A 25,123-nucleotide genomic window follows, 5' to 3' on the forward strand; every position below is an offset into this window, starting at 1 on the left:
GTTCAACCCTGTGTCGTCATCGTTATACTTTTCCCGCGGCCAAGATCACGAGGAGAGGCCCGTGTCCAATCGGGGAAGCCATCTGCGTCACCTTGAGGCGCAATCCATAGAGATCATTCGCGAAGTCGTGGCCGAGATGTCGCGTCCGGTGATGATGTACTCCATCGGCAAGGATTCCAGCGTCATGCTGCACCTTGCGCGAAAGGCTTTCTATCCGGCGCCGCCGCCCTTTCCGCTGCTGCATATCGACACCACCTGGAAATTCCGGGAAATGATCGCCTTCCGCGACCGCATGGCTGCGGAAGCGGGCATGGAACTGATCACCTACACCAACCAGCAAGGGTTGGCCGACAACGTCAATCCCTTCGATCACGGCTCATCCTACTACACCCAGGTGATGAAGACCGACGCATTGAAGCAGGCCCTGTCCGCACATGGCTTCGATGCGGCGTTTGGCGGCGCGCGGCGCGACGAGGAAAAGTCCCGTTCCAAGGAACGTGTCTTTTCCTTCCGCTCGGCCGCCCATGGCTGGGACCCGAAGAACCAGCGGCCGGAGCTCTGGTCGATCTTCAACACGCGGGTGCGGCCGGGCGAATCCTTGCGCGTCTTCCCGCTGTCGAACTGGACCGAGCTCGATATCTGGCAGTACATCCGCGCCGAGAACATTCCGATCGTGCCGCTTTACTACGCGGCCGAGCGGCCCGTGGTGGAGCGCGACGGCGCGCTCGTGATGGTCGACGACGACCGCCTGCCGTTGAGGCCCGGCGAGACCCCGCAGATGCGCCGTATCCGGTTCCGCACGCTTGGGTGCTATCCGCTGACGTCGGCCGTGGAATCCAACGCCGACACGCTCGACCAGATCGTCACGGAGATGCTGATCGCCCGTACTTCCGAGCGCTCGGGCCGGCTGATCGACCATGACGAGGCGGCCTCCATGGAAAAGAAGAAACGCGAAGGCTATTTCTGAGGACCCCGTCATGAACCAGGCTCTGCCTTCCATTGCCCCGCCCGTGGTCGACTTTCTCGGCGAACACGACCAGAAGGGGCTCCTTCGCTTTCTGACCTGCGGCAGCGTCGACGACGGAAAGTCGACGCTGATCGGCCGCCTGCTGCACGACACCAAACGGGTGTTCGAGGACCAGGCGGCGGCGCTGCGCAAGGATTCGCGCAAATACGGCACCCAGGGCGAGGCGCTCGACTTCGCCCTGCTTGTCGACGGGCTGGAGGCCGAGCGCGAACAGGGCATCACCATCGATGTCGCCTACCGCTTCTTCGCCACCGAAGGACGCAAGTTCATCGTTGCCGACACGCCCGGCCACGAGCAGTACACCCGCAACATGGCGACCGGCGCCTCCAATTCCGACCTCGCGGTGATCCTCATCGATGCGCGCAAGGGCGTCCTGCAGCAGACGCGGCGGCATTCGTTCATCGTCTCGCTGCTCGGCATCCGGCATGTCGTCGTCGCGGTCAACAAGATGGATCTCGTCGACCACGATCGCGCCGTTCTCGATGCAGTCGAGAGCGACTACCGCGCCTTTGCGGAGGGCTTCGGTTTCGAAACCCTCCAGGTGATCCCGATGTCCGCCCTGACCGGCGAGAACGTCACCGTGCAAAGCGAGGCCATGCCCTGGTATGACGGGCCGACGCTGCTTGAGCATATCGAGAGCATCGATGTTGCCAGCGACGATCGCCTCGGTCCGTTCCGCATGCCGGTGCAGTGGGTCAACCGGCCCAATCTGGACTTCCGCGGCTATGCCGGCACGGTCGTCAGCGGCAGCATCCGCCCTGGCGACAAGGTGGCGGTGGCCGCGTCGGGACGGGTTGCGACGGTGTCGCGCATTGCCACCATGAGCGGCGACCTCGAAGAGGCGGTGGCCGGCGATGCGGTCACCATCACCCTGGAGGAGGAGGTCGACATTTCCCGTGGCGACGTTCTCAGCCTGCCAGACCAGCGGCCGGAAGTGTCGGACCGGCTCAACGCCCATGTCATCTGGATGGGCGACCAGGCACTGCGCACCAACCGCAACTACATCGTCAAGGCCGGCAAGCGCACCACCACGGGCGTGGTCAGGCATATCGAGCACGGCATCGACGTCAATTCGCTCAAGCACCTGCCCACGGAGACGCTGGCGCTGAACGAGATCGGCTTCTGCGAAATCCAGCTGGGCGCCCCCGTCGCTTTCGACCCCTATGAAGTCAACCGCGACATGGGCTCCTTCGTGCTGATCGACCCGCTGACCAACCAGACGGTCGGTGCCGGGCTGATCTGGTCGAGCCTGCGCAAGGCGGACAACATCCACCGCCAGGCCTTCGACATCGACAGGACGGCCAGGGCAGCACTCACCGGCCAGACGCCGCGCGTCCTGTGGTTCACCGGTCTTTCGGGGGCGGGCAAGTCGACCATCGCCAACATGGTCGAACAGCGCCTGCATGCCGAGGGGCGCCTGACCTTCCTGCTCGACGGCGACAATGTGCGCCACGGGTTGAACAAGGATCTCGGCTTTGCCGAAGCCGACCGCGTGGAGAACATCCGCCGGGTCGGCGAGGTCGCCAAGCTGTTCACCGAAGCCGGGCTGATCACGCTCGTCTCGTTCATCTCGCCGTTCCGTTCGGACCGGCAGATGGCCCGTGACCTGTTCGCACCTGGCGAGTTCGTCGAGATCCATGTTCATGCGCCGCTGGAGATCGCCGAGACCCGCGATCCCAAGGGGCTTTATCGCAAGGCGAGGGCGGGCGAGATCCGCAACTTCACGGGCATCGACAGTCCCTATGAAGCGCCGGAGCAGGCGGAACTCGTGCTCGACACGGTCGCCCGCTCCGCCGAGGACCTGGCCGACGAGGTCATTCGCTATCTGGGCCTTTAGCGCGGAACGAACCGGCCCGGAGGACATCTCCGGGCCGGTTTGCCCAAGCATCGGGCGCCTCTGCCTGTAATTTAATCTGAGCCTAAATCTGCTTGATCCTTGGGCAATTGCGAGGCAGTCTCGCTGGCGACAATGATAATATCGCCAGTGGGGTTCCTCATGCGCAGGCTTTTCGGAATTGCATTTGCCTTGTCCCTGGTCGCGCCGGCGGCCATGGCCGACACCGACATCAAGTTCACCCTCGACTGGAAGTTCGAAGCCCCCGCGGCTCCTTTCTTCATTGCCCAGGACAAGGGCTATTTCGCTGAAGAGGGGCTCAACGTCACCATCGACACGGGTGCCGGTTCCCGCGAATCGATCCCGCGCGTGGCGACCGGCGCCTATGACATGGGCTTCGGCGACATCAACGCGCTGATCAAGCTGATGGACGACCAGCCGGACCTGAAGGTCAAGGCCGTGATGATGGCCTATGAGCGCCCGCCCTTCGCCATCATCGGCCGCAAGAGCAAGGGCGTGACCGAGGACCCCAAGTCGCTTGAGGGCAAGACGCTCGGCGCGCCGCCGCCCGATGCCGCTTTCGGCCAGTGGCCGGCCTTCGTGGACGTCGCCGGGATCGATACCTCCGCCATCAAGATCGAGAATGTCGGTTTCCCCGTGCGCGAACCGATGCTGGCCCAGGGGCAGGTGGACGCGATCTTCGGTTTCTCCTTCTCCTCCGTCATCAACCTGAAGGCTCAGGGCGTTCCGGAGGATGACATCGCCACCATCCTGATGGGTGAGAACGGCCTCGATCTCTACGGCAACGTGGTGATGGTCAACACTGATTTCGCCGAGGCGAACCCGGAGGCCGTGAAGGGCTTCATCAGGGCGCTGGTGCGCGGGTTCCTCGACACGATCGCGGAGCCGGAAGCATCCGTCCCCTACGTGCTCAAGCGCAACGGGGTGCTGGACGAGGCGACCGAGGTCGACCGCATCAAGATGGCGGTTGCCGGGTCCATCGCCACGCCGGCGGTCAAGGCCAATGGCTTTGGCGGCGTCGACATGGCCAAGCTTGCCAAGTCGATGGAATACCTGAAGGCGTCGATGGGCGTCAGCGACACGCCGCCGGCGCCCGAGCGGGTCTTCGATCCGTCCTACCTGCCGCCCGTCGCGGAGCGCATGGTCAAGTAACGGAACACCGTTGCGGGGCGGTCGTGGCGATATCCGGTCGCGACCGCCCCTTGTCCTTTCGCGCGAACGTGCGGTCGATAGAACCGTCCGCCGGGCTGCGCGCTTTTCTCATCCATAGCGGGAGCCAGACTGTTCCGTGACCGGCTTTGTTGATCTCAATGACATTCGCCTCGCCTATGGGCCGGGTGGCGACGGCACGCTGGCGCTTGACGGCCTGACCATGGCGGTGAAGCGCGGTGAATTCGCAGCCGTCGTCGGCCCGTCGGGTTGCGGCAAGTCGACACTGATGAAGCTTGCCACGGGCCTGATCCGCCCGCAGGCGGGAACCGTGGAGGTTGCCGGCAAGGAAGTCGACGGGCCGGTCTCTGTTGCCGGCATGGCCTTCCAGAACCCTTCGATGCTTCCCTGGCGCACGACGCTGAAGAACGTGATGCTGCCTCTGGAAATCGTCCAGCCGCATCGCCGCCGCCTGAAGCGCGATCACGAAAGCTATGTCGCGCGCGCCGAGAACCTGCTGGAAATCGTCGGGCTGAAAGGCTTTGGCGACAAGTTTCCCTGGCAGCTCTCCGGCGGCATGCAGCAGCGCGCCAACCTGTGCCGGGCGCTGATCCACGATCCGGCGCTTCTCATGCTCGACGAGCCTTTCGGCGCGCTCGACGCCTTCACCCGCGAGGAACTGTGGCAGGTGATGCGCGATCTTCACGCGGAAAAGGGGTTCACGGTCATTCTCGTCACCCACGATCTGCGCGAGGCGGTGTTCCTGGCCGACCGGGTGTTCGTGATGAGCGCCCGTCCGGGCCGCATCATCGTCGAGCAGGAGGTCGGGTTTGCCCGGCCGCGGCCGATCGATCTCACCTATGAGGCGGAATTCAACGACATTGTCCACGAGTTGCGCGGACATATCGCGGAAGCGAGGGCGGCGGAATGACCAACGAACGCTGGATCAAGGCCGCTCCCTGGCTGTGGACAATCGGACTGTTCGTGGTGTGGGAAGCGGCGGTGGAGGCCTTCGACATCGCCGTCTTCATCCTCCCGGCGCCGACCGACATCTGGGCGGCCATCGTCAAATACTGGCCGGTGATCTGGAAGGATTCGCTGCAGACGCTGTTCACGACGACGGTCGGCTTTCTGCTGGCCGTGGTCGGCGGACTGGCACTGGGGCTCGCCATTGGCTGGAGCCGGGCGGTCTATGCCGGGCTTTATCCGTTGATGATCGGCTTCAATTCGATCCCCAAGGTCGCTGTCGTCCCGATCCTGGTGATCTGGTTCGGCATCGGAACGGTTCCCGCGGTGCTGACCGCCTTCCTGATCGCGTTTTTCCCCATCGTCGTGAATGTCGCGACCGGCCTTGCCACCATCGAACCGGAGATGGAGGACGTTCTGCGGGCGCTGGGGGCAAAGAAGATGGACATCATGCTGAAGGTCGGCATCCCGCGCTCGATGCCGTATTTCTTCGGTTCGCTCAAGGTTGCCATCACGCTCGCCTTCGTCGGTTCGGTGATTTCCGAGACCGTGGCGGCCAATGCCGGCATTGGCCACATGATGCTGGCTGCGCAGTCGCAATTCAACGTGCCGCTGGTGTGGGCTGGTCTGGTCGCGCTCGCTGTGCTCGGCATCGTCATGTACGCGATGATGGCCTGGCTCGAGATGCGCATGACCGGCTGGGCCCATCGCTCCGGCCGCCAGTAGCGCGCCGCCGTAGCAGCTCGCCGCGCCGCGTCAGCCGAGGAACGTGTAGCGCAGCGTTGCCGTTGCTCCGAGCCGGTTTTCGATGCGCAGGAAACCGGCAACGATCCCGATCGTGACATGGCCGTCGGTGCCTGTCGTGCCGTCGACGTCGCTCGATACCGCGTCGAACAGGACGCCACCAGCAAGCTTCACCGCCTCGGGGGAAGCACCGGTGTCGTAGGCGGCAATGCCGAACGCCGAAAGGGGAGGGTGTTCAGCCGCGGGATCGACGGAAACGACCAGGAAGCCCGCCTTGTCCAGGGGGGCGATGGCGGCGCTGGCATCGTCGGCAATTTCGATCTCGCCCGATCGGTAGCCCGGAGCCCGCAGCGGTCCGGCGGCAAGGATGCCGCCATTGGTGGTGAACGCGACCTTTGCGCGAAAGGTGCGGCCGAAAGCAAAGACATTGGCCCTGTCCGGAAGAGCCTCAATGCCAGGACTGTCACTCATGAAAGACAACAGGTAGCTACCGAGACCCGTAATCCACTTGGCGCCATCGATGTCGCCGAGAAACGAGAAGGCGGGCGACTGCGCCCGACTGACGATGCCGCCATTCACATCAAGGACATCGTTGAACGGCGTCGTCCCGATGCCGACTGCACCGGTGCCGGCATCTACCGTGATTGCGTTCCTCCAGACGCTTCCGTCCGCACTGACCTTGATCGACAGATCGTCGCTGCCGGCGAGGCCGATCTCCGCGCGCCCGGAAAGCGCGCTCTGAAACACGGTACTCGCTGTCTCTGAAGGGCGGCTCTTGTCGACCTTGAGCCGGTGACTGCCACCTGCATGAGCGAACAGTGAACTCTCTGCGGAAACCGCCAGACGGGTGGTGTCGTCGGGGGTGGCGCTGATCCCCGCCTTGCCGACAAGAAGGGGATCGCGGCTTGCCGCGGACAGCTCCTCCCAACCTGCCGCCTTCCTGACGAGGAAGAGTTCCTCGTCCTCGACATGGCATATCCAGCCCGGACGCGGTTCAAGGAAGCGCCAGACCCCGCCTTGCCGGACGGCGATCTGTCCGTCCCGTCCCGACCAATCGTCGAGTGCGCCGGGAGCGGCCAGGTAGCGGGAGCCTTCGCCTGCCGCCGGCGGGATGCTGAGCGAGCGGCTGGCCACCGACAATTGCAGGGCAGCATCGAGTGTCAGCAGGGCCTCGTTGTGGGTGACATGCTTCTGCGCCTGGCTGGCGCGGATCAAGGGCAGTTTGTGATTTGCGGTCTCGTCCATGATCCGTCCTCGTTCCGGCAAGATTGACGGCAACAGGATAAGGGCAGGGCCGACAGGCGGGGATTTCTCGGTCGAGGAGCCCATGCTGCGCCGGTCAGGTGCCGGTGTTGCCTTGCAGGTGTAGGCAATCGGGGCGAGAGGGATTATCAGGGGGAGACGATCCTTCCGGCCGGAGCCGCTCATGTCATTTCTGTATGTTCTCAAGCGACGCTTCCAGCGCAATCTCCCCCAGCCGCTACAGCGCAAGTTTCAGGAGGCGATCTATTTCGCGCTCTATCGCCTGTCGCCGGCACGGCATCAGAATTTCTTCAACAGCGGGTTCTCGCCTGCCGACGAGGCGCTGAGAGAACTTCCCCCTTTCGATCAGGAGCCGTTGCAGGCAACGCTCTACGATCAGGTCCTGTGGTCTTTGACACGGGAGACGGTCAAGCGCGACTGGAACGATATTCTCGATATCGGCTGCGGGCTTGGTGGCGGCATGCGCGTCGCCGCGCGTCGTTTTCCGGATGCGCGCATCGCCGGTGTCGATGTCAATGGCAGCGCGGTGAGCGTCTGCCGGAAACGTTTGCACGCCTTTCCGAACCTGACCGCAAGGCAAGGCAATGCGCGCGCGCTGCCCTTCGCGGACGCGAGCTTCGACATGATTTTCAGCGTCGGGGCGGCAAGTTATGTCGGCATGCCGGCCTTCATCGCCGAGGCGGCGCGGGTGTTGCGACCGGCAGGAACGCTGAGCTTCTCGGTCGGGTACACCGACAAGGCTTTCGCCGATCAGATCGGTATCGCCAAGGCTCTGGCCGAGGAGAATGGCCTGCGGGTGCATCAGATCGTCGACATCACCGAGAATGTCTTTGCCGCCATTGCCGAGGACGTGCCGCGGCGCCAGGCCCTGATCGATCGCGTTCCCGCCCCTTTCAGGGGTTACGCGCTCGACTGGGCCGACATGCCGGGGACGATGCGGTATCAGGAATATGTCGACGGCAGGCGCCTCGACTATGCTGTGGTGTGCGAGCGTATCTGACGTCGCTGCCGACGAGAGAAAACGGCCGTCAATGCGCGAATTCGCGGTCGATCACGCCTCTCACCTCGCGATAGAAGACCGTGTCGTATTCAAGGTATTCCGCCACCTTGTCGATGTTTCGCAGGCGCTCCGCGAGTTCGATGGTTCCAGGCAACTGATACGGCTCGTAGGCGGCGAAGATGTTGCGGCCGATGACCTCCTCGACACAGATGTTGAAGGCATCCATGCGTTCCTCGATACCGATCGCATCGAACTCCGCGAGACGGTCAAGCGCCAGGCTGACATGCCGCTCTTCCGGTTCGTCACCCGCATCGCAGACGAGTGCGCTCAGGAACGGGTCGGCGACGGCCCGAATCTGTTGTGGTCTCATCTGGGCAAAAGCATCCCGCAGCGAAGCCTCCTCTTCAAGATTTGCGGTCTCGACGAAACTGAAGAGGTTTTCGACACCGAACACCAGGCTCTCCAGCATGCTCCGCTTTGTTGAACGGGAGATCTGCTTGATCAGGATCAGGCGCTCGGCAAGCTCCACAAGAGGCTCGCGCAAAAGCGCCAGGCGCTTGTAGCCGCTGCTCGAAAGGGCTTCGGAGATGCGGTTGTGATTGGTACGCCCCATGACAAAAACCGACTGGGCGTGATGATTGCGCAGAATGCTGTAGAGCGTCTCGTAATTGATCCGCTCGCTGTTTGCGTAGGATAACGCGAACAGGCTGGCGGGGTCGTTTCTCATCCTGATCTGCGGCACCACGCAGAGATTGAAGAACATCACTCGCTGTTCAATCAGAAAGGGCGCCGCGCTGCGGCGGTGGACGAGCACACCGGTCTCCTGATCGACAATCTGCAGATCAACGGCCGTTGTGATTCCCGGTAAGTTGTCCTCGTCGAGATGAAATCCAACCAATCCGGTTGAGTGTAGCCCGAGTTCCTTTATATCCGAGCGGTTCACATTGGCGGAGATGACGGCGACTTCCTCACCATTGACAATAGCTTTGACACTTGGCGTGGCATTGGGGTTGTTGGGAACAATCCAGCCAGCGATGATATCGCCACTGTCCTGGTCGATGTTGAACTGCACGTCAGTGATCCTCGAGAGGTCTTGGAGTTCTTACGTCTGCTGCGCCACTGGCGGGGTGTCGCTTCATGTCGCGTGGTCCCTGATCGACGCTGCTATGAGCGATCCGATTGACCACAACACGAAGGTTCCGAAGAAGATCATGAAGGTACCGGAAATCTTCTTCGGGTAGATTGCGGTGTCCGCAGGTGCGGGGCGAACGATCTCGACCAGGTACAGTTGCTGCTTCTCCACTTCCTGTCGGGCCGCCTCATAGGCGTTCAGGGCGATGGAGTATCGCCTCTCCGCGAATTCCTCCTCCAGCCGCAGGTTCTCGAAGCCGGAGATGACGTCCGAAACGGTTCCTGCTTCGCTGCCACGGGACGCCAGCAGGGCCTCCTGGGCGGCGATCTGCGAACGCACCTCCTCCAGCTCGCGCTGGAGAACCCTGCGTGGCGCGAAACTCTCGTCGATGACGCCTTGCATCGTTCCAAGCCGTGCTTCCAGCTCGATCCGTCTGAGCATCAGCTTCGACAGGACTTCTCCGATCGATTCGGCCGTGAGCCCCGGATCCAGTGTTTCTCGGGCGTTGCGGTACTGGCGCAGGGCTTCACGAGCGCTGGCAAGCTCTCCCTTTGCCAGTTCGACATCTGCGACCGCCACGTCCAGCGTCTCTTCCCGGCTGCGCCGTGAAATCTCGTTGACCAGTGCCTCGCTTTTTTCAACGACCTGCGCCGCCAGCCAGTTCGCGTCCTCGGACGAGAAGGCTGTCGCTTCCACCGTGATGATCCCGGACTGCGTGTCTATCGAGGGGATCACGCGTCGCCGCCAGTACTTGACGATATCCTCCCAGGTCTCGTCCTCGGCAAGCGTCGTGAGCATGTCGCCCCGATCGGGTGCGAAAAGCCGGTGCACCATCGGTTTTCCGCCGATATCCTCGATGATGGCCCGGCTTTTGATGTAGTTGAGCACGGCAAAGCTGTCAGGGGAGGTGCCTGAAACGCCGGCGACTTTTGACACCAAAGCCAGCGCACCGGTACCGATCTTCTCCTGACTGTCTGCGCCACGCACCATGAAACGCGTTTCCGAAGCGTAGATGTCAGCCGCAAGAAAGATGAAATACGCCATGGTCAACACGGTCGGAATGGCGACGAAAAGAGCGAAGCTGCGCAGCAGCGAACCGCCTCCCGACCCGGCGTCCGATGCTGTGGTGCCGGCAAGGTCGGACCTTGCATCATGGAAGACGTGGCGCAGCCTCGTCAGCATCCCGCCGGTGCGCGCGGTCGTTGCCGCTTCGCCGATATCCTGTCCGCGGGGTGCCACGCCGGGCCTGGCACTGCCCTGAACCGGCGACACCGAAGAGGAGCGATCGGAGGTGTCCGGAGGTGTCCTCACCGGCTTCAGCCCGGGAAACCCTTGTCGAAGTGTCTCTTTCATCTTCGTCCGATCGTCTTTCCACATGCGTGGCTCGTGCTCATCGTCAGACGGCAAGGTGGTTGCGCACAAGGACGGCGACGCCAACGAGCGCACCCCAACCTGCCAGGCATATTGCCAGCACGACCGACAAGGACCAGAAGCGTTTGGGATACTCGGCATCCTCGGGCAGCGTGGGCTTCAGGAGGATGGCGGCGTAAATCTGTCTGCGGTCGGCATCTATTCGCGCTTTCTCGTACGCCAGACTTGCCTGGGCGTATTGCTTGCGGGCGATCTCCTGTTCCAGCAGGAAACGATCGAAAGTGGCCTTCGTGCTGGAAAGCGAGCCTCCGGTAGAGCCTGGAGAGGCGATCTCCTGGCGCAAGCGTCTCACTTCCGCTTCCAGCGTTTCGATTTGCCGGGTCAGAAACTGCATCTGCGGGCTGTCGGCGTCGACAGAGGCCAGGAGCGTGCTGCGCTTCACGCGCATCTCGGAAAGTTTGACGTCGAGTTCTGTCGCGACCGAGGTGATCGCCTTGGCATAAAGCTCCGGGTCTATCAGGCCGGTGTCATTGCGAAGCTCGGCGAGGCTCTCGCCAAGCTGGACGAGCTTGTCCTGCGCGGATTGCAATGTTTTTTCGTTGCGGCCGAGAAGGTCGGTTCGAGCCCGCGCCGAAAGATCGTTGACCACCTGCTCCACCGCTTCGAGCATCAAGGCATTCACCTGGTGAGCATCTTCGGCGGAGAACGCCTGAAGCCGCACACGGACGATACCGGACAGGCTGTCGACGTCGACGCTGGCCCGTGTGTCCCAGTACTCCATGAATTCCTCGACCGGTTCGTCAGTCGGGAACCTGGAGAGGTAGTCGATGTGGTCGCCGTTGTAGAGCGAGAAAAGGTCGAGTCTCTCGTTGAGGAAATCCACCATTCCCCGGCTCTTGATGAAGCTCTCCACAACCTTCGCCTCCTGCATCAGGTTGCCGGTCGGCAGGCCGGTGAGTGACAAAAGCGTGTTGGCGCCGGAGCTCTCGTAATTGCGCAGGGAGAACTGCATTTCCGACTGGTACCGGTCGCTGGCGATCAGTCCGAAATAAAGTGAGGCGAGCAGCACAGGCACGGCCACAAAGGCAACGGCGCTGGCGGCGACGCCGAACACAAACAGTCGCTCGCCGCGACGCCGCTTGAAACCGCCGCCGCCGACAACGCGGCGATTGGAGCGGATCTGGCGGCTTGCTTCCCGGAGCGCATGGGAGATCGCCTCCGTCCGGCGCGAGCCGGACGTGAGTTCCTGGTTTTCTCCACCGAGGACCACTTCTATCAGTGAATCGGACAAGTCTGTCTCCGCACAGCGCTACATGTTCAGCTGCTTGTACATCTCGATTGCTTCATCGATAGCATCGAAAAAATACATCTTGCCGTTGGCCAGAACCACTCCCCGGTCGCAATAATTCTGAATGTGCTCGGTCGCATGCGAGATCATGATGACATCGGCATATTGCTTTCGCTTGTTGAATTCTTCCTGGCAGCGTTTCTGGAAACGGGAATCACCCACCGCCATGACCTCGTCGATCAGGTAGCAGTCGAAGTCGATCGCCATGGACAGTCCGAAGGCAAGGCGCTGCTGCATGCCCGACGAATAGGTGCCGAACGGCGCGTCGATATAGGCCCCGATTTCGGCGAAATCGTCGACGAAGCGCACGGCCTTGCGGATATCCTGGCGATAGACCCGCGCAACGAACTGCACATTCTCGCGGCCGGTCAGGGCGTGATGCAGCCCTCCGGCAAAGCCGAGCGGCCATGAGACCCGAACATCACGGCGAATGCGTCCGGCATTGGGCATCTCGGTGCCCGCCATCAGCCGCATCAGCGTCGACTTGCCCGCACCGTTGACACCCAGAATGCCGTAGCTCGTGCCCTTGTTCAGCTTGAACGACAGGTGATCAAGAACGACCTTGAGGGTCTTCTGGGTCCGGTAGAACTTGAAGACGTTTTCGAACGTAATCATTGCATCAAGAGTTTCCCGCGTACGGCACGCTCGCTTAGAAGGCCCAAGAACAGAAGCACCGCCGAGCTCTGGATAACGTAAAGTGGATCCAACAATCCGTCCGCATATCCATCGTAATAGGCACTGCGAAGCCATCCGACACAGTGAAACAGAGGATTGTAGACCATATAGTCCAGCGCCCATGAGGGCAGCATCGTGGGAAGTTGGAGGGCACCCGATGTCACCCATTGCAGGATCATCAGGCCGATGAAGACGGCCACCCACATCGGGAAGAGAACCATCACCACGCAACTGAGCAGTCCGAAGGAAACGCCATAAACAATTGTGACGGCTATAGCCGAGATCGCGACCTCCGGCTTGTAGGGCATGAAGTCTACACCGCTGACGAAAAGGATCGCGCAAAACACGATCAGCACGCACATCGCCGTCACCATCTCCAGAAAAGCGCGCGCGAGGACAATATCGATGACTTTCACGACAGGAAACAGAAGCATTGGTTTGTTCTGTTCGATGGCCATCATCATCATTCTGCCAGGATAAAGGCAAAGAATGTAGGGCATGATGCCGGTGGCGAAAAAGATCGTCCCGTTGGTGCCCAGCGGGACGATTCGTCCAACCGCTGTCCATATGCCGACCATCACCAGCAGATGCGTCAGCGGCCAGGCGACGGCGATGGCGAAGCCGAGCGCCGTGCGCCCGAATCGCGTGCGCATGTCGCGCAGGATCAGTGCGCCAAGCACCGATCGCTGCTGCGCAAGTGCGTCCCTGAACCCTGCCTGCACGCCTCAACCCTCATTCGTCGGCTCGCCGGCAAGACGGAAGTCCGACCGTTCGGGAGCAACTGACCTCAAGCCCCGGCAGCCATGCGAGCGCTTCATGCTACGTCAACGCGACGATTCGATGGCATGCGATTTTAACCGACATGCAGACCCGGCGTCAGGTGGCGAGTTCTGAAACGACGATGTCTGCCAGGGCAAGGCACGACGTCAGGCCGGGCGACTCTATCCCGTAAAGCGCCACCAGTCCGGCCCGCCCGTGGACGGCGGGGCCGTCTATCCGGAAGTCGGCCGCGGTCTCTCCGGGAGCCGAGATCTTCGGCCGGACGCCGGCATAGTCCGGCTTGAGGCTGTCGTCGGCAAGTCCTGGCCAATAGCGCCTGATTTCGGCGTAGAACCTGTCCGCGCGGCGCGGATCGACGCTGTGATCGAGCCCGTCGATCCATTCGACGTCCGGCCCGAAACGCGCATTGCCACCGAGATCGAGTGTCAGGTGGACACCGAGCCCGCCGGGTTCGGGGACGGGATAGATCAGGCGGGAAAAGGGCGCACGCGCGGAGATCGAGAAATAGCATCCGCGCGCGAAGTAGGCCTTTGGCGGGGAGAAGCCGCCGAGGGTCGACAGCAGCGGGATCGCGCCATGCCCGGCAGAGACAACCAGGTTGCGACAGGTAATGGCAAACCCTTCTCCGTCACTGTCCGTCTCCAGGCAGTAGGCGCCGCCGGCTTCCGTGATGATTCGTGTCACGGCGGTGTTCAGGACGACCTGTCCGCCCAGTGCCTCGCATTCGCCTTGCAGCGCCAGCATCAGGGCATGACTGTCGATGATGCCGGTCGAGGGGGACAGAAGAGCGCCCTCGCAGGACAGCGCCGGCTCAAGCTCCAGTGCCTCGGCGCGGGAGACCCTTCGCAGGTCGTCGACCCCGTTGGCCAACGCCTTGTGCTCGATCCCGGACAGCGTTTCGACCTGCTCGGGGGATGTCGCGACGATCAGCTTGCCAAGACGCTTGTGGGGCACGTCGCGAGAGGCGCAGAAGTCGTAGAGACGCTTCTTCCCCTCGACACAGGCGCGCGCCTTCAGGCTGTCCCGGGGATAATAGATGCCGGCATGGATCACCTCGCTGTTGCGGGCGCTTGTCTCCGAACCGATGAGGCCATGGCGCTCGATCACCATCACTTCGTGACCGGCTCGGGCGAGTGCCCGGGCGCTGGCCAGGCCGACAACGCCGGCGCCAATAACGATGGTTTCAATATCTGCCACGCCAGATGTCCCGATTGGTGATTGGCAGGGGAGGCCGAAGGCTCCCGCTTACGGTATCCGGGCTTCTCCCACAAGCGGGGATGCTGCAGTTCGCCTGCCGCCCTGTCATGGCCACACTTCGATGCAATTGCGCAGAATAGATGGGTCCGATCTTGCGCTGACTGGTAAGTTTTGCTGATGCTGGAACGGGAAATATTGCGGCTTGATTGGCCTTGTGCGCCGTTGCGTCGACTACTATAAACGCCGGCGAGTCTGGCGCGCTTCTTGAATTCTTCTCACGTGATGCGAGGAAGTTTTATGACTGTAGATGTGCAGAGCTTGGAAATTCCGGACGTGAAAGTCATAAAGCCCAAGAAGCACGGCGACCATCGGGGGTTTTTTTCTGAAGTATACAACAAGAGCATTTTTTCAGAGAACGGTATTGATCTCGACTTCATCCAGGATAACCAATCGTATTCAGCGCAGGCCGGAACCCTGAGAGGGCTTCATTATCAGGGCGGGGAGTTTGCCCAGGACAAGCTCGTGCGCTGCGTGAGGGGGCGGATCCTGGATGTGGCGGTTGATATCCGCAAGGGGTCTCCGACCTTCGGGAAATGGGTATCGGCTGAGATTTCTGCGGAGGAGTGGAACCAGATCCTCGTGCCTGTCGGGTTCGCCCACGCGATCCTGACGCTCGTGCCGGACACCGAGATCATCTACAAGGTGACCAACTACTACGCTCCGACTCACGATTTCGGGATTCGCTGGAACGATCCCGATCTGGGAATCGACTGGGGAATGGCGGAGAGCGACGTTGTCCTGTCCGACAAGGACAAGGTGCAGCCCCTCTTCAAGGATGTTGTCCACTGGTTTTAAGTGTCTGCCCGGGATGTCCGCGGTGGTCTGATCGAAGAATTGCAACCCTCTCTGGGAGAGTGTGAATGGAAAAGGTTCTGGTAACCGGAGCGGGTGGCTATATCGGCACCACCCTCGTGCCCATGCTGCTCGGCAAGGGCTATGCCGTGAAGGCGGTGGATCGCTACTTCTTCGGCCGTGAACTGCTGCCCGAGCACGAGAATCTTGAGATCGTCCAGCAGGACACGCGCCTGCTCGATCCGTCCCTGTTCGCCGGCGTCGATCACGTCATCGACCTCGTTGCGATCTCGAACGATCCCTCGGGCGAGGAATTCAGCGACGAAACCTACGCGATCAATCACCAGTCGCGCGTCAAGACCGCGGAATTTGCCAAGGCGGCCGGCGTCAAGCGTTACATCCTGCCGTCCTCCTGCAGCCTCTACGGCTTCCAGGAACCGGGCGTGATCGCCGACGAGACCACGCCGACCAACCCTCTGACCACCTATGCCAAGGCGAACGAGCTGGCCGAGCACGGCGTTCTGCCGCTCGCCGACGACGATTTCACCGTCGTCGTGCTGCGCCAGGCGACGGTCTACGGCTTCAGCCCCCGCATGCGTTTCGACCTTGCCATCAACGGCATGGTTTACGGCGCCTGGAAGACCGGCGTCCTGCCCCTGATGCGCGACGGCACCCAGTGGCGGCCGATGGTGCATGTGCGCGACACCGCGCGGGCACAGGCCTTCATGCTGACCGCGCCGGCGGACAAGGTGAACGGCCAGATTTTCAATGTGGGCTCGGACGCCAACAATTACCAGCTCGGCCCGCTGGCGGAGATCGTCGCGAAAACTCTGCCCGACGAGGTCAAGATCGACTGGTATGGCGATCCCGACCACCGTTCCTACCGGGTCGGCTTCGACAAGATCGAGGCGCTTGGCTACAAGGCCGAGCTGACGGCCGAGGACGGCGCCCGCGACGTGCACGCGGCCCTTTCGGAAGGGCGCATCGACAAGACCACCAAGACGATCACCCTTGCCTGGTACAAGGAACTGATCGAATGGCACCGCCGGGTGAAGGACCTTGAGGTCAACGGCGGCATGCTGAGGATCTGAGGCGCGTGATGAAGATTCTCCTGCTTGGCCCGAACGGCCAGCTCGGCACCGACCTCATCCGCGTCAACGAGGCGGCCGGCGCGCCGCTGGACATCCTGGCCGTCGACCGTGCCCGCCTGGAACTGACGGATTTCGATCGTGTCCGTGAGGTGCTCGGCCCCCTCGAATTCGATGCCCTGGTCAATTGCTCGAGCTATCACAAGACCGACGAGGTCGAGGCCAATGCGCAGACCGGCGTGACGATCAACGCCCATCTCGTTGCGCTGCTTGCCGAGATCGCGGCCGCGAAGAAGGCCCGCTTCGTCCATGTCTCGACCGATTATGTCTTCGGCGGGCAGGACAAGCGCGCGCCGCTCGAAGAGACCGACGCCCGCGCGCCGGTCAACGTCTATGGAGCGACCAAGGCGATGGGCGAGGACCTGGCCCGGCTCGCCTGCGACGACACGCTGGTGCTGCGCGTCGCCTCGCTGTTCGGTGTGGCGGGCGCCAGCGGCAAGGGGGGCAATTTCGTGGAGACGATGCTCCGCTTCGGCCGCGAGCGCGGCAAGCTGAAGGTGGTCGCCGACCAGCACATGTCGCCGACCTCGACCAAGGACATCGCCCGGGCCATCGTCGCCATGCTGGGGCAGGGCGTTTCCCCCGGCATCTGGCATGTGGTCAATTCGGATGCGGCCACCTGGCATGAATTCGCGGCCGAGATCATTGCCCGTGCGGGGGTCGCAGCCGATGTCGAGCCGATTCCGTCCTCGGAGTTTCCGACGCCCGCGCGGCGCCCCGCCTACAGCGTCCTGTCGAATGCGAAGCTGGCCTCGGCCATTGGCGTGCAGCGCCCCTGGCGCGAGGCGCTGGACGAGTATCTGCGCGAGAAGGGGCATGTCGGCTAGCAGGAGGCGCCAAGCGTCTCATCGCCAGCGACTGCCGCAGGTGACCGGGCGAGGTCATCCGCGCGTCATCGATGCAGGCGATTGCATCGTCTGCACAATGCTGTTGAGAAACTGACGGGAGACAGGCCGGCATGAAGGGTATCATCCTTGCGGGAGGGTCGGGGACGCGCCTCTACCCCCTGACGCTTGTGACCAGCAAGCAGCTGTTGCCGGTCTACGACAAGCCGATGATCTACTATCCGCTGTCGATCCTGATGCTCGCCGGCATCCGCGAGGTGCTGATCATCTCGACGGAGCGGGACCTGCCATCCTACGAGGCGCTGCTCGGGGACGGGTCCAACTGGGGCATCCGTCTCTCCTATGTGGTTCAGGCCGAGCCGAACGGATTGGCGGAAGCCTTCATCCTGGGCGAGGATTTCATCGGCGATGATCCTTGCGCGCTCGTTCTGGGCGACAACATCTTCTATGGCCATGGCCTGTCGGAGCTGCTTGTCGACGCGGCCCGGCTGACCTCGGGAGGGCGCGTCTTCGCCTATCACGTGCAGGATCCGGAACGCTATGGCGTGGTCGAGTTCGATGCACAGGGCAAGGCGATCTCGCTGGAGGAAAAGCCGCAGGCGCCGAAATCCAACTGGGCGGTCTCGGGGCTCTATTTCTACGACAACGATGTCGTGCGTTTTGCCCGGGAGGTGAAGCCCTCCGGACGCGGCGAGCTGGAGATCACGGACATCAACCGCCGCTATCTGGAGGAGGGCCGCCTCGGCGTCGAGAAGCTCGGCCGCGGCTACGCCTGGCTCGACACCGGCACGCATGAATCGCTGATGGAGGCGTCGGAATTCATCCGCGCGATCGAACACCGTCAGGGGCTCAAGGTTGCCTGCCTGGAAGAGATCGCCTACGCCAATGGCTGGATCACGCGTGAGGATGTGTTGCGGCTCGCCGCTCCGCTGGCAAAGACCAACTACGGCCGATACCTGATTGGTCTGGTAAAGCAGAAGTGATGCTCTCAACATGAAGAAAATTTCAGGATTTGTCTACCGGTTTTCAGCTAGTTATTGGTATATGATAAAGCTTTTATTTATCATATACCCGATTGAGCTGTATTGGCGAATAAAGAATAGAATTGATGTGCGCCTCTACTCTTTTGACAGGCGCCTAAACCGCTTGACAGACGGAGAGATTTTTTATGAGGGGGGGCGATACGCAATCTTTGTCGTCTACACGAAGCTGGGCCTTCAGCCATTCACGCGGACGGCCATCGATGCTTTGAACAAGCTGGGCGTGAACATCGTGTTCGTTTCGAACATGAAGCTTTCAGACACGATGCGAGAGGAATTGGCTGCCAGTGGCCATCTTGTCGTTGAACGCGAGAACCTGGGCCGTGATTTCGGAGCCTATAAGGACGGCATTCATCTCCTGCGTGAACGCGATAAGAACATCGAACGACTTATTCTGATGAACGACAGCGTCTTCTATTTTCCGGAAGGCTTGGAAGACGTGTTCCGTAAACTCGTTGGCCCGCAACCCTTCATCGGTTTCACAGAAGTATTTGAGCATCACTACCACGTCCAGTCATTCCTGATTTCCTTCGGCCGGGAGGTTATCGATCATCCTCAGTTTTTGAAATACTGGAGAGAATACAGGCCCATCAGCACCCGGCGGTGGTCGATTCACAAGGGTGAAGTCGGGTTGACTAAAATGCTTGTCGGGAAGGCGGGTTTTCAACCTACCATCATCGCTCACGCTGCGATGCTCCGAGAGCGGCTGGAAGGTGTGAACTTCGAAGAACTGAAGGCGTCGATCGATCTCCTCCCTGTTTTCTTCCGGGATTTATTGCGACGCGAACTCTATGCCTTGATGGATCGCACCGTTTCACAGTCGCCGATGGCGAGGTTCTCCGCCTCAATGTCTATCGGCACAGTTGGGGGGCGGTCGGAAGGCGTCACCCTTCCTCTATCGTGTATTGATGCTGAACACGGAAAAACGGTAACGCCGCCGTTCTTGATCGAAGAAATGAAATCTGATCTGTCACGTGTAAAAGAGCTGGTTGAAGGATTGAGCAGTTTCGAGAAGAGGGCATTTGTGGAGCGATTCCTGGATCTGATTGGTCAGAAAAACCAGGTACATTTGGGGGATTTCTTTTCCTGAAATACCTTGGAACACCCATTGTAAAGAGGGATATAGTTTTCCGCGAAGTTTACAGGCTTTCCCAAGTGCATGAAATAATGGAAAGACTTGGGTTGCCGTTTGTGGATGAAGTCATGAGTGACTTGAGACAGAAGGGGCAGTCAAAATACTACCACGGGATTCTTAGAATATTGTATAAATATGGATCAGTTTAAAGTTTTGCGAAAGATATCTGGTGACGCTAAGCGGGCGAACGTGAAAGGAGACGTATTTATGGACGAACGATATGATATGCGCCTGCCAAGTGCAGTGAACGCGATCGACATATTTGACGATGAATGGTCAAGCGCCTTTCCGACGATCAATGAAGGAAAACCGAAGTTTTACGATGATCCCAGATTGCATTTCTTCGAGCGGGCGTCAGGCGGCTTCTCCGGAAAACGGATCTTGGAACTGGGGCCGCTTGAGGGTGCCCACTCTCTGATGCTCCAAACGAGGGGCGCTGGGTCCGTCGTTTCCATTGAGGCTAATACAAGAGCTTATCTAAAGTGTCTTATTATAAAAAACATATATAGTCTGGACAAAGTTAATTTCATTCTTGGTGATTTTGGTAAGTATCTATCCGGTTCAGTAAATTTTGACACATGCATAGCTTGCGGCGTTCTCTATCATATGTCTGATCCTGTCGCTCTTATTGAGGGGATGTGTCGTAGCTCGTCGACGGTGTGCATTTGGACCCATTACTACGACGAAGAAATTATAAGGGGACGCGAGGATCTGAGGCCGCGCTTTGGAGAAAGGGAAACCTCCAACTATCGTGGTGTTGATGTCGTGACCAGTGCGCAGACGTATATCCAGGAAGTGCTCGATTGGCGGGGCTTCTGCGGAGGGGCTGAACGTGTGACGCGTTGGATCGAGCGCGATTCGATGCTTGCCGTGTTTGATGCCCTTGGCTTTGATGTCGAGGTTGATCAGGATGAGCCGCTGCACCCGAATGGTCCGGCGATTACTTTTGTCGCCAAGAAACGGACTTAGGCAGCTGCTACGCGGTTGCTGCTTGCCTGTGTTGGAGATCAATATGCAATTGAATGAGTATCCGGAGTTTGATCCGGCTTTTTATAGAGGGGTATACTCCGATCTGGCCCAACTCGACGACAGCCAGCTCTGGCATCACTATGAAATGCATGGCCGGACCGAAGGTCGATTGGCATCGCCGTTGGCCTGCCGCGGAGATTTTGTGAAATTCATCTCTACATTTACACCTGCTTTGGAAATCGGCCCTTTCCACAAGCCTGTACTCTCCGGGCAAGGTGTGGAGTATTTTGATGTCTTGGACAAAGATGCGCTTCGCGTGCGTGCCGAGGGGCTAGGGGAGAGCGCTGAGCGTGTTCCGGACATAAATTATGTTTCTCCTGTTGGAGATCTTTCTGTCGTTGATAAGAAGTATCGTTTGATTTTTACCAGTCATTCTATCGAGCATCAGCCGGACCTGATTTCGCACTTGGTTTCCATTGAAAAAATACTGGATTATGATGGTCTATATGCGATGATAATACCTGATTGCAGGTATTGTTTTGATCACTTCTTGCGGCCTTCGGCAATTTCCGACGTAATGCAGGCTCATGTTGAAAGGCGCACTATTCACTCGCTGAAGAGCGTTGTCGAGCACCGCGCATTGACAACCCATAATGACGCAATCCGGCACTGGGATGGCGATCATGGGCCTGAACACGTTTCATCCCAGCGGGTTCTCAACGCCATAGAAGAATGGAAGTCGAATATTGGGCAGTATATCGATGTCCATTCTTGGCAGTTTACACCGACTTCATTTCGAAACTTGATTTCGGTTTTGTATGAGATGGCTGAGATAAAGTTGAATGTATCCAGGGTATATGAAACACCTCGTAACCATAATGAGTTTTGTGTTTTGTTGGGCCGTTGATCTGTTCTGCAGCTGCCACCATACCCGCCAGGTCATCGAGACATGGAGAATAGACGACGCCCTGCGCCGACCGCACACGAGCCTCGATGGGCTCACGCCGAACGAGTTTGCAGCCAGGTCGAGAAGGGACCACAACGTGCACAGGGCAAGCCTATGAATGGGTACATTCAGGGGAGCAGATTGGGCTAGCCTGATGCCGGCTGTAGCGTCACGCGGGCCGCGGACGGAGCAATTTCCAGTTCGGCGACGCTGCGACCGGACGACAGGAAATGCGACAGCGGCTCGATATCCGGATTGCCGTCAAGATGACGTTGTCGGTAGGCGTTCGCAGAAAACCGCGGCGAGGGGTCGCGGCCCTCCCGGTGTCCTGCCTTCAGGTAGTGACAGACCGCAGTCTCGCCGGCTTCCCAGACGTCGGGATTGCGCTCCAGGTACCACTTGCTGTCGAAATACGGGTTCGGATTGCGCCCTTCCGGAGCGCCGTAGAGGAGGAAGTGGGCGAGCGGGTTGGCGCCCGCCTCCTTCACGTCCGGGTACTGTGAGAGATACCAGTTTGTCGAAAACAGCGGGTGAGGATCGCGCCCTTCCCTGGCTCCGTGCCGCAGGTAGTGGGTGAGCGGGTTCATTGTTCCGCTGGCTACATCGGGATTGCGGGCGAGATACCACGCTGTGCTGAAGAGCGGATTTGGATCGCGCCCTTCAGCGACACCAAAGCGAAGATAATGGTAGAATGGATTGACTTGGGAGTCCGCAACGTCCTGATATGTCGAAGTGTAGTATATGCCGTCAAAAAGCGGGGTGGGCCTCAGAATCCGGAAGTCCGGGGCGAGTAGGTAATGCCTGATGCAGCGATTTCTGGATCCCCAAATTTTGTTTTCGTCTTTGTAGTACTGAAATTCAAAGGCTTTTGAATTTCGAATGAAATTTGTTTTCTCGAAAATTTCAGGGTCTCCGTGAAGGAGCTGATGAACAGATTTTAAAGCAGATCGCATGGGGGACCTTTGGAGGTTTGAAATCTGAAATTCCATTTGTTGTTCTTTCTCGGACAAGCGCGCGATGTGGTCACGAAGCGACATCACTTCGTCACGCAAGGAGGCCACGGCCGAGAGAGGGGAAGGCTTGGTGTCTGATTGCGGTGTTTTTTGAAGTGCTGCCGCAGCCACTTCGGAAATGCCGGACAGCTCCGATCTCGCGTCATGCAAGGCGCTGTCCGCGTTTTGCAATTCGGCGGTGCGGCCTGCGAGCGATGCCTCAAGGGATTTTCTCGCATCTTCCCCGATCGTGGCCCGGGCTTGCAGTTCGGCTACGTGCGCCTGCAAGGCGACGTTTCCGTTTTGCAGGAGCGCGTTGTCGGTCTGAAGGCGTGTGTTTTCCTGTGTCAGCGACAATGCCTGCGCGTTGCTGGCTGCAAGTTCGGCCGACCGGTTCCTGCTTTCGTCGCGAGCCTCGTCCAGGGCCGCACGTATCAGTCGCTGCTCTGCCGCTGCAACGGCAAGAGCCTGCTCTGCCGAGTTCAGTTGGCCGGCCTGCACCTCGCCCTTTGCGCGCATGTCACGCAGGTCCTGATTGAGATTGTGAACCACCGGGACAAGCGGATTCTGCTCGATCTTGGTTCTCAGCGTGGATATCTCGTGCCGGTTGTTCGAGATTTCCTCGCTCTGTCTCGCTGTTTCCTGTCGCAGTTCGCCATTCTCGACCGCCAGCCGGTCGAACAGCTGCATGTCTTCCGTCTTGTCGGCGAAGACATGTATTTCGTCGGATTTCCAGTTTCGCGCATTGTAGATGTTGGTGTCGCGGTCCTGCAGAAGGACGTTGGGCAACTCGGCTTGCGGTCCGGCGAAGACGAGCGCGAAATCGTTCCAGACGTCGCTCTGGCGCAGGACGGTGAGCGACTCGACCATCCTGTAGCCCTTGAAGCCGGACTTTTTCGCCCACGCCTGCAGCGCGCGGCCGCTGTCGGGGTAGAAGCGCCAATTGTCGTAAGGGTAGCCGTGATACGGTCCGTTGGATGGCGCGTTGATGTAGATGAAACCGTGCGGGCGGACGACCCGCAGCATTTCCAGGAATGTTTGCCAGAACATCTGGTCGTGTTCGAAGCAGGACGTCGACACGACGACGTCGAAACTGTCGTCCGCGAAGGGAAGACTGGCTTCCGCTGTGTTGGTGACGATGTCGACCGCCGGACCTGGCGCGATGTCCGTTCCGATGTAGCTGCAGTCGGCCGGCGCCACGTCGCGCAGCGTGCCGTTCACGTTCATCGAACCGATATCGAGGATGCGATCGTATGTGTCGCGCCAGTAGAGTTCGAAAAAGAGCTTGCCGGTTTCGAGAGCGGTGTCATGCATTCTGGGAACGCTCGCCGTTTCGGCTGGATGACCTGTATCCGTGCATCATCCTCGCCACTATGCTCGTTCGACCGGGGTTCGGTTGCGCTCCGCGCCCGGTGCACTTTGCGCTGCCTCAATTTTGCTAGCATACCGGAGAAACAACAGGCAATCGTGGGGTGGCGCGCACGGTGTTCTGTTGCCGGGTTGCAGACCTCCCCGGGCGATGCGCCCGCGTGCCGCAAAAGTGCATCCGCTGCCCCGAGCCGTTTGATCGGACGAAGAGAATAGGCCCGCATGCTCAGGAAAGCCGCGCTTCTCACCGCGTTCGACCATTTTACCGGACGGCCCAAGACCGCTTATCCGACGCGCTATCATTATGTGGAAATCTGCAGGCGGGAACTGGCGCAAGAGGGGCTGAGGCTCGGGCGAATCGGCCAGCACGGCCTGTCGCTGACCGACAGCGCCGCCGCCGGCACGGGCAGGGCACACGCCTCCGCAGGGCCCGGCCTTGCCATCGCCGTGCGCTACACGACGGCGCGCGACCTGCGGCGGCTGGCAGCCTTCAAGGCGCGGGGCGGACGTGTCGCCTATCTCCTCGACGACGATCTCTGGGCGATGGCTTCCGACACGCGGCTGGATCCGAGCTACCGCTCCCGCATCGCCCGGTTTCTCGATGGCCATTTTTCTGCCCTGACGGAACTGGCCGACATCGCCGTGGCGCCCAACGAGCGCCTGCTCGGACGCCTGGCGCCGCTGCCCGGCGCCTTCCTGCATCCGGCCGACCTCGCGCCATCGGGCGATCTGTCCCATTTCGACGCCGGCGGAGGAGCGGATGACGAAACCCGCGTCCTGTTCATCGGCACGGCGACGCATCTCGCCGACTTCGCCGCCGTCGCGCCGGGGCTTGCCGAGGCGCTGGCCATCGAGCCGTCCCTGCGCCTCACCACCTTCCTGGGGCGGGCCGGCGCGGCGGTGCTTCCCGCTTCGGCCCGCGTCACCCATCTTGCGCCGATGGTGCTCGACGCGTTCCAGCCCTGGCTGGACCGCGCCCGCTTCCACGTGGCGCTGGCGCCTTACGCGGTCAATCCGGTCAACAACGGCCGCTCGATCATCAAGCTGCACCAGCATGCCGTTGCCGGGGCCGCCGGGATCTACACGCCGACGGCGGTGTTCTCGCAGGTGGTCGCGCATGGTGTCGACGGTCTCGTCGTCGATCATGAGCCGGCCGCCTTTCGCGATGCGGTGCTCGGGCTTGCCCGCGACAGGAGGGCTGCGCGCGGGCTCGCCGCGGCCGGTATCGTCAAAAGCCGCGAGCTTGGAGACCGCCGTTCCGTTGCCCGGTTCTGGGGGCGGCTGGCGCGCGGAGAGGTCTGATCCGGGGTCGTTTTGCAAC

The 25,123-nt window shown here is 60.6% G+C and carries 22 protein-coding genes; 14 read left to right on the forward strand and 8 right to left on the reverse strand.

Annotated features, from left to right (window positions below; all coding sequences use genetic code 11):
• The first annotated feature begins 61 nt into the window (after positions 1-61).
• The 5 genes from cysD to ACQY46_RS12740 all read left to right on the forward strand — a co-directional run bounded on the left by cysD (position 62) and on the right by ACQY46_RS12740 (position 5,723).
• Positions 62-967, forward strand: coding sequence for a sulfate adenylyltransferase subunit CysD (cysD, locus tag ACQY46_RS12720; RefSeq protein ID WP_428696410.1), 906 nt, complete (start codon positions 62-64; stop codon positions 965-967).
• 10 nt (positions 968-977) lie between these two features.
• Positions 978-2,864 carry a sulfate adenylyltransferase subunit CysN gene (cysN, locus tag ACQY46_RS12725; protein ID WP_428696411.1) on the forward strand — a complete coding sequence of 629 codons (1,887 nt, stop codon included), beginning with the start codon at positions 978-980 and terminating at the stop codon, positions 2,862-2,864.
• Positions 2,865-3,023: 159 nt separating this feature from the next.
• On the forward strand, positions 3,024-4,034 hold the full coding sequence (locus ACQY46_RS12730; protein WP_428696412.1) for an ABC transporter substrate-binding protein: 1,011 nt from the start codon (positions 3,024-3,026) through the stop codon (positions 4,032-4,034).
• A 136-nt stretch (positions 4,035-4,170) separates the two neighbouring features.
• Positions 4,171-4,962: an ABC transporter ATP-binding protein gene (locus tag ACQY46_RS12735; protein ID WP_428696413.1), complete on the forward strand. Its 792-nt coding sequence runs from the start codon at positions 4,171-4,173 to the stop codon at positions 4,960-4,962.
• On the forward strand, positions 4,959-5,723 hold the full coding sequence (locus ACQY46_RS12740) for an ABC transporter permease (protein WP_428696414.1): 765 nt from the start codon (positions 4,959-4,961) through the stop codon (positions 5,721-5,723). Before ACQY46_RS12735 ends, ACQY46_RS12740 begins: the two co-directional genes overlap by 4 nt.
• Positions 5,724-5,753: 30 nt before the next feature.
• Here the strand turns inward: ACQY46_RS12740 and ACQY46_RS12745 are convergent, their stop codons facing one another.
• Complete coding sequence (locus ACQY46_RS12745) at positions 5,754-7,169, reverse strand: DUF2793 domain-containing protein (RefSeq protein ID WP_428696415.1); 1,416 nt, start codon at positions 7,167-7,169, stop codon at positions 5,754-5,756.
• On the opposite strand from ACQY46_RS12745, the gene ACQY46_RS12750 reads away from it, so the two are divergent.
• Positions 7,168-8,004, forward strand: a complete 837-nt coding sequence (locus ACQY46_RS12750; RefSeq protein WP_428696416.1) for a class I SAM-dependent methyltransferase — start codon at positions 7,168-7,170, stop codon at positions 8,002-8,004. The genes ACQY46_RS12745 and ACQY46_RS12750 overlap by 2 nt on opposite strands.
• Before the next feature lie 28 nt (positions 8,005-8,032).
• On the opposite strand, the gene ACQY46_RS12755 is transcribed toward ACQY46_RS12750, so the two are convergent.
• The 6 genes from ACQY46_RS12755 to ACQY46_RS12780 all read right to left on the reverse strand — a co-directional run bounded on the left by ACQY46_RS12755 (position 8,033) and on the right by ACQY46_RS12780 (position 14,507).
• Positions 8,033-9,076 (reverse strand): hypothetical protein, encoded by a 1,044-nt coding sequence (locus ACQY46_RS12755; RefSeq protein ID WP_428696417.1) that lies wholly within the window; start codon positions 9,074-9,076, stop codon positions 8,033-8,035.
• Between the two features lie 63 nt (positions 9,077-9,139).
• Entirely contained in the window at positions 9,140-10,573 is a 1,434-nt protein-coding gene (locus ACQY46_RS12760; protein ID WP_428696418.1) for a hypothetical protein, read from the reverse strand.
• Complete coding sequence (locus ACQY46_RS12765; RefSeq protein ID WP_428696419.1) at positions 10,533-11,798, reverse strand: hypothetical protein; 1,266 nt, start codon at positions 11,796-11,798, stop codon at positions 10,533-10,535. The genes ACQY46_RS12760 and ACQY46_RS12765 overlap by 41 nt, the downstream gene beginning before the upstream one ends.
• A gap of 18 nt (positions 11,799-11,816) precedes the next feature.
• Positions 11,817-12,470, reverse strand: coding sequence for an ABC transporter ATP-binding protein (locus tag ACQY46_RS12770; protein WP_428696420.1), 654 nt, complete (start codon positions 12,468-12,470; stop codon positions 11,817-11,819).
• Positions 12,467-13,252 (reverse strand): ABC transporter permease, encoded by a 786-nt coding sequence (locus tag ACQY46_RS12775; protein ID WP_428696421.1) that lies wholly within the window; start codon positions 13,250-13,252, stop codon positions 12,467-12,469. The genes ACQY46_RS12770 and ACQY46_RS12775 overlap by 4 nt, the downstream gene beginning before the upstream one ends.
• 154 nt (positions 13,253-13,406) lie before the next feature.
• Entirely contained in the window at positions 13,407-14,507 is a 1,101-nt protein-coding gene (locus ACQY46_RS12780; RefSeq protein WP_428696422.1) for an NAD(P)/FAD-dependent oxidoreductase, read from the reverse strand.
• A 297-nt stretch (positions 14,508-14,804) separates the two neighbouring features.
• On the opposite strand from ACQY46_RS12780, the gene rfbC reads away from it, so the two are divergent.
• From rfbC to ACQY46_RS12815, 7 genes are all read left to right on the forward strand, one after another.
• On the forward strand, positions 14,805-15,362 hold the full coding sequence (rfbC, locus tag ACQY46_RS12785) for a dTDP-4-dehydrorhamnose 3,5-epimerase (protein WP_428696423.1): 558 nt from the start codon (positions 14,805-14,807) through the stop codon (positions 15,360-15,362).
• 65 nt (positions 15,363-15,427) lie between these two features.
• Positions 15,428-16,450: an NAD-dependent epimerase/dehydratase family protein gene (locus ACQY46_RS12790; RefSeq protein ID WP_428696424.1), complete on the forward strand. Its 1,023-nt coding sequence runs from the start codon at positions 15,428-15,430 to the stop codon at positions 16,448-16,450.
• 8 nt (positions 16,451-16,458) lie between these two features.
• Entirely contained in the window at positions 16,459-17,334 is an 876-nt protein-coding gene (rfbD, locus tag ACQY46_RS12795) for a dTDP-4-dehydrorhamnose reductase (RefSeq protein WP_428700483.1), read from the forward strand.
• A gap of 131 nt (positions 17,335-17,465) precedes the next feature.
• Positions 17,466-18,335 carry a glucose-1-phosphate thymidylyltransferase RfbA gene (gene rfbA / locus ACQY46_RS12800; RefSeq protein WP_428696425.1) on the forward strand — a complete coding sequence of 290 codons (870 nt, stop codon included), beginning with the start codon at positions 17,466-17,468 and terminating at the stop codon, positions 18,333-18,335.
• A gap of 10 nt (positions 18,336-18,345) precedes the next feature.
• Positions 18,346-19,482, forward strand: a complete 1,137-nt coding sequence (locus ACQY46_RS12805; RefSeq protein ID WP_428696426.1) for a rhamnan synthesis F family protein — start codon at positions 18,346-18,348, stop codon at positions 19,480-19,482.
• A gap of 252 nt (positions 19,483-19,734) precedes the next feature.
• On the forward strand, positions 19,735-20,496 hold the full coding sequence (locus ACQY46_RS12810; RefSeq protein WP_428696427.1) for a class I SAM-dependent methyltransferase: 762 nt from the start codon (positions 19,735-19,737) through the stop codon (positions 20,494-20,496).
• Between the two features lie 43 nt (positions 20,497-20,539).
• Positions 20,540-21,403: a hypothetical protein gene (locus tag ACQY46_RS12815; protein WP_428696428.1), complete on the forward strand. Its 864-nt coding sequence runs from the start codon at positions 20,540-20,542 to the stop codon at positions 21,401-21,403.
• A 185-nt stretch (positions 21,404-21,588) separates the two neighbouring features.
• Here ACQY46_RS12815 and ACQY46_RS12820 read toward each other — a convergent pair whose 3' ends face one another.
• Positions 21,589-23,748 carry a methyltransferase domain-containing protein gene (locus ACQY46_RS12820; protein WP_428696429.1) on the reverse strand — a complete coding sequence of 720 codons (2,160 nt, stop codon included), beginning with the start codon at positions 23,746-23,748 and terminating at the stop codon, positions 21,589-21,591.
• 276 nt (positions 23,749-24,024) lie between these two features.
• Here ACQY46_RS12820 and ACQY46_RS12825 point away from each other — a divergent pair, with 276 nt between their 5' ends.
• Positions 24,025-25,104 (forward strand): hypothetical protein, encoded by a 1,080-nt coding sequence (locus ACQY46_RS12825; protein ID WP_428696430.1) that lies wholly within the window; start codon positions 24,025-24,027, stop codon positions 25,102-25,104.
• Positions 25,105-25,123: the final 19 nt, after the last annotated feature.

This window comes from Stappia sp. (genome assembly GCF_965276915.1).
Taxonomy (GTDB): Bacteria; Pseudomonadota; Alphaproteobacteria; order Rhizobiales; family Stappiaceae; genus Stappia.

Bases quoted from the DNA above. Each gene is read 5' to 3' on its own strand.
- ACQY46_RS12825 (WP_428696430.1), top strand. From the start codon at position 24,025: ATGCTCAGGAAAGCCGCGCTTCTCACCGCGTTCGACCATTTTACCGGA.
- rfbC (WP_428696423.1), top strand. From the start codon at position 14,805: ATGACTGTAGATGTGCAGAGCTTGGAAATTCCGGACGTGAAAGTCATA.
- ACQY46_RS12810 (WP_428696427.1), top strand. From the start codon at position 19,735: ATGGACGAACGATATGATATGCGCCTGCCAAGTGCAGTGAACGCGATC.
- ACQY46_RS12815 (WP_428696428.1), top strand. From the start codon at position 20,540: ATGCAATTGAATGAGTATCCGGAGTTTGATCCGGCTTTTTATAGAGGG.
- ACQY46_RS12730 (WP_428696412.1), top strand. From the start codon at position 3,024: ATGCGCAGGCTTTTCGGAATTGCATTTGCCTTGTCCCTGGTCGCGCCG.
- rfbD (WP_428700483.1), top strand. From the start codon at position 16,459: ATGAAGATTCTCCTGCTTGGCCCGAACGGCCAGCTCGGCACCGACCTC.
- cysN (WP_428696411.1), top strand. From the start codon at position 978: ATGAACCAGGCTCTGCCTTCCATTGCCCCGCCCGTGGTCGACTTTCTC.
- ACQY46_RS12805 (WP_428696426.1), top strand. From the start codon at position 18,346: ATGAAGAAAATTTCAGGATTTGTCTACCGGTTTTCAGCTAGTTATTGG.
- rfbA (WP_428696425.1), top strand. From the start codon at position 17,466: ATGAAGGGTATCATCCTTGCGGGAGGGTCGGGGACGCGCCTCTACCCC.
- ACQY46_RS12750 (WP_428696416.1), top strand. From the start codon at position 7,168: ATGTCATTTCTGTATGTTCTCAAGCGACGCTTCCAGCGCAATCTCCCC.
- ACQY46_RS12740 (WP_428696414.1), top strand. From the start codon at position 4,959: ATGACCAACGAACGCTGGATCAAGGCCGCTCCCTGGCTGTGGACAATC.
- ACQY46_RS12745 (WP_428696415.1), bottom strand. From the start codon at position 7,169: ATGAGCGGCTCCGGCCGGAAGGATCGTCTCCCCCTGATAATCCCTCTC.
- ACQY46_RS12790 (WP_428696424.1), top strand. From the start codon at position 15,428: ATGGAAAAGGTTCTGGTAACCGGAGCGGGTGGCTATATCGGCACCACC.
- ACQY46_RS12770 (WP_428696420.1), bottom strand. From the start codon at position 12,470: ATGATTACGTTCGAAAACGTCTTCAAGTTCTACCGGACCCAGAAGACC.
- ACQY46_RS12820 (WP_428696429.1), bottom strand. From the start codon at position 23,748: ATGCATGACACCGCTCTCGAAACCGGCAAGCTCTTTTTCGAACTCTAC.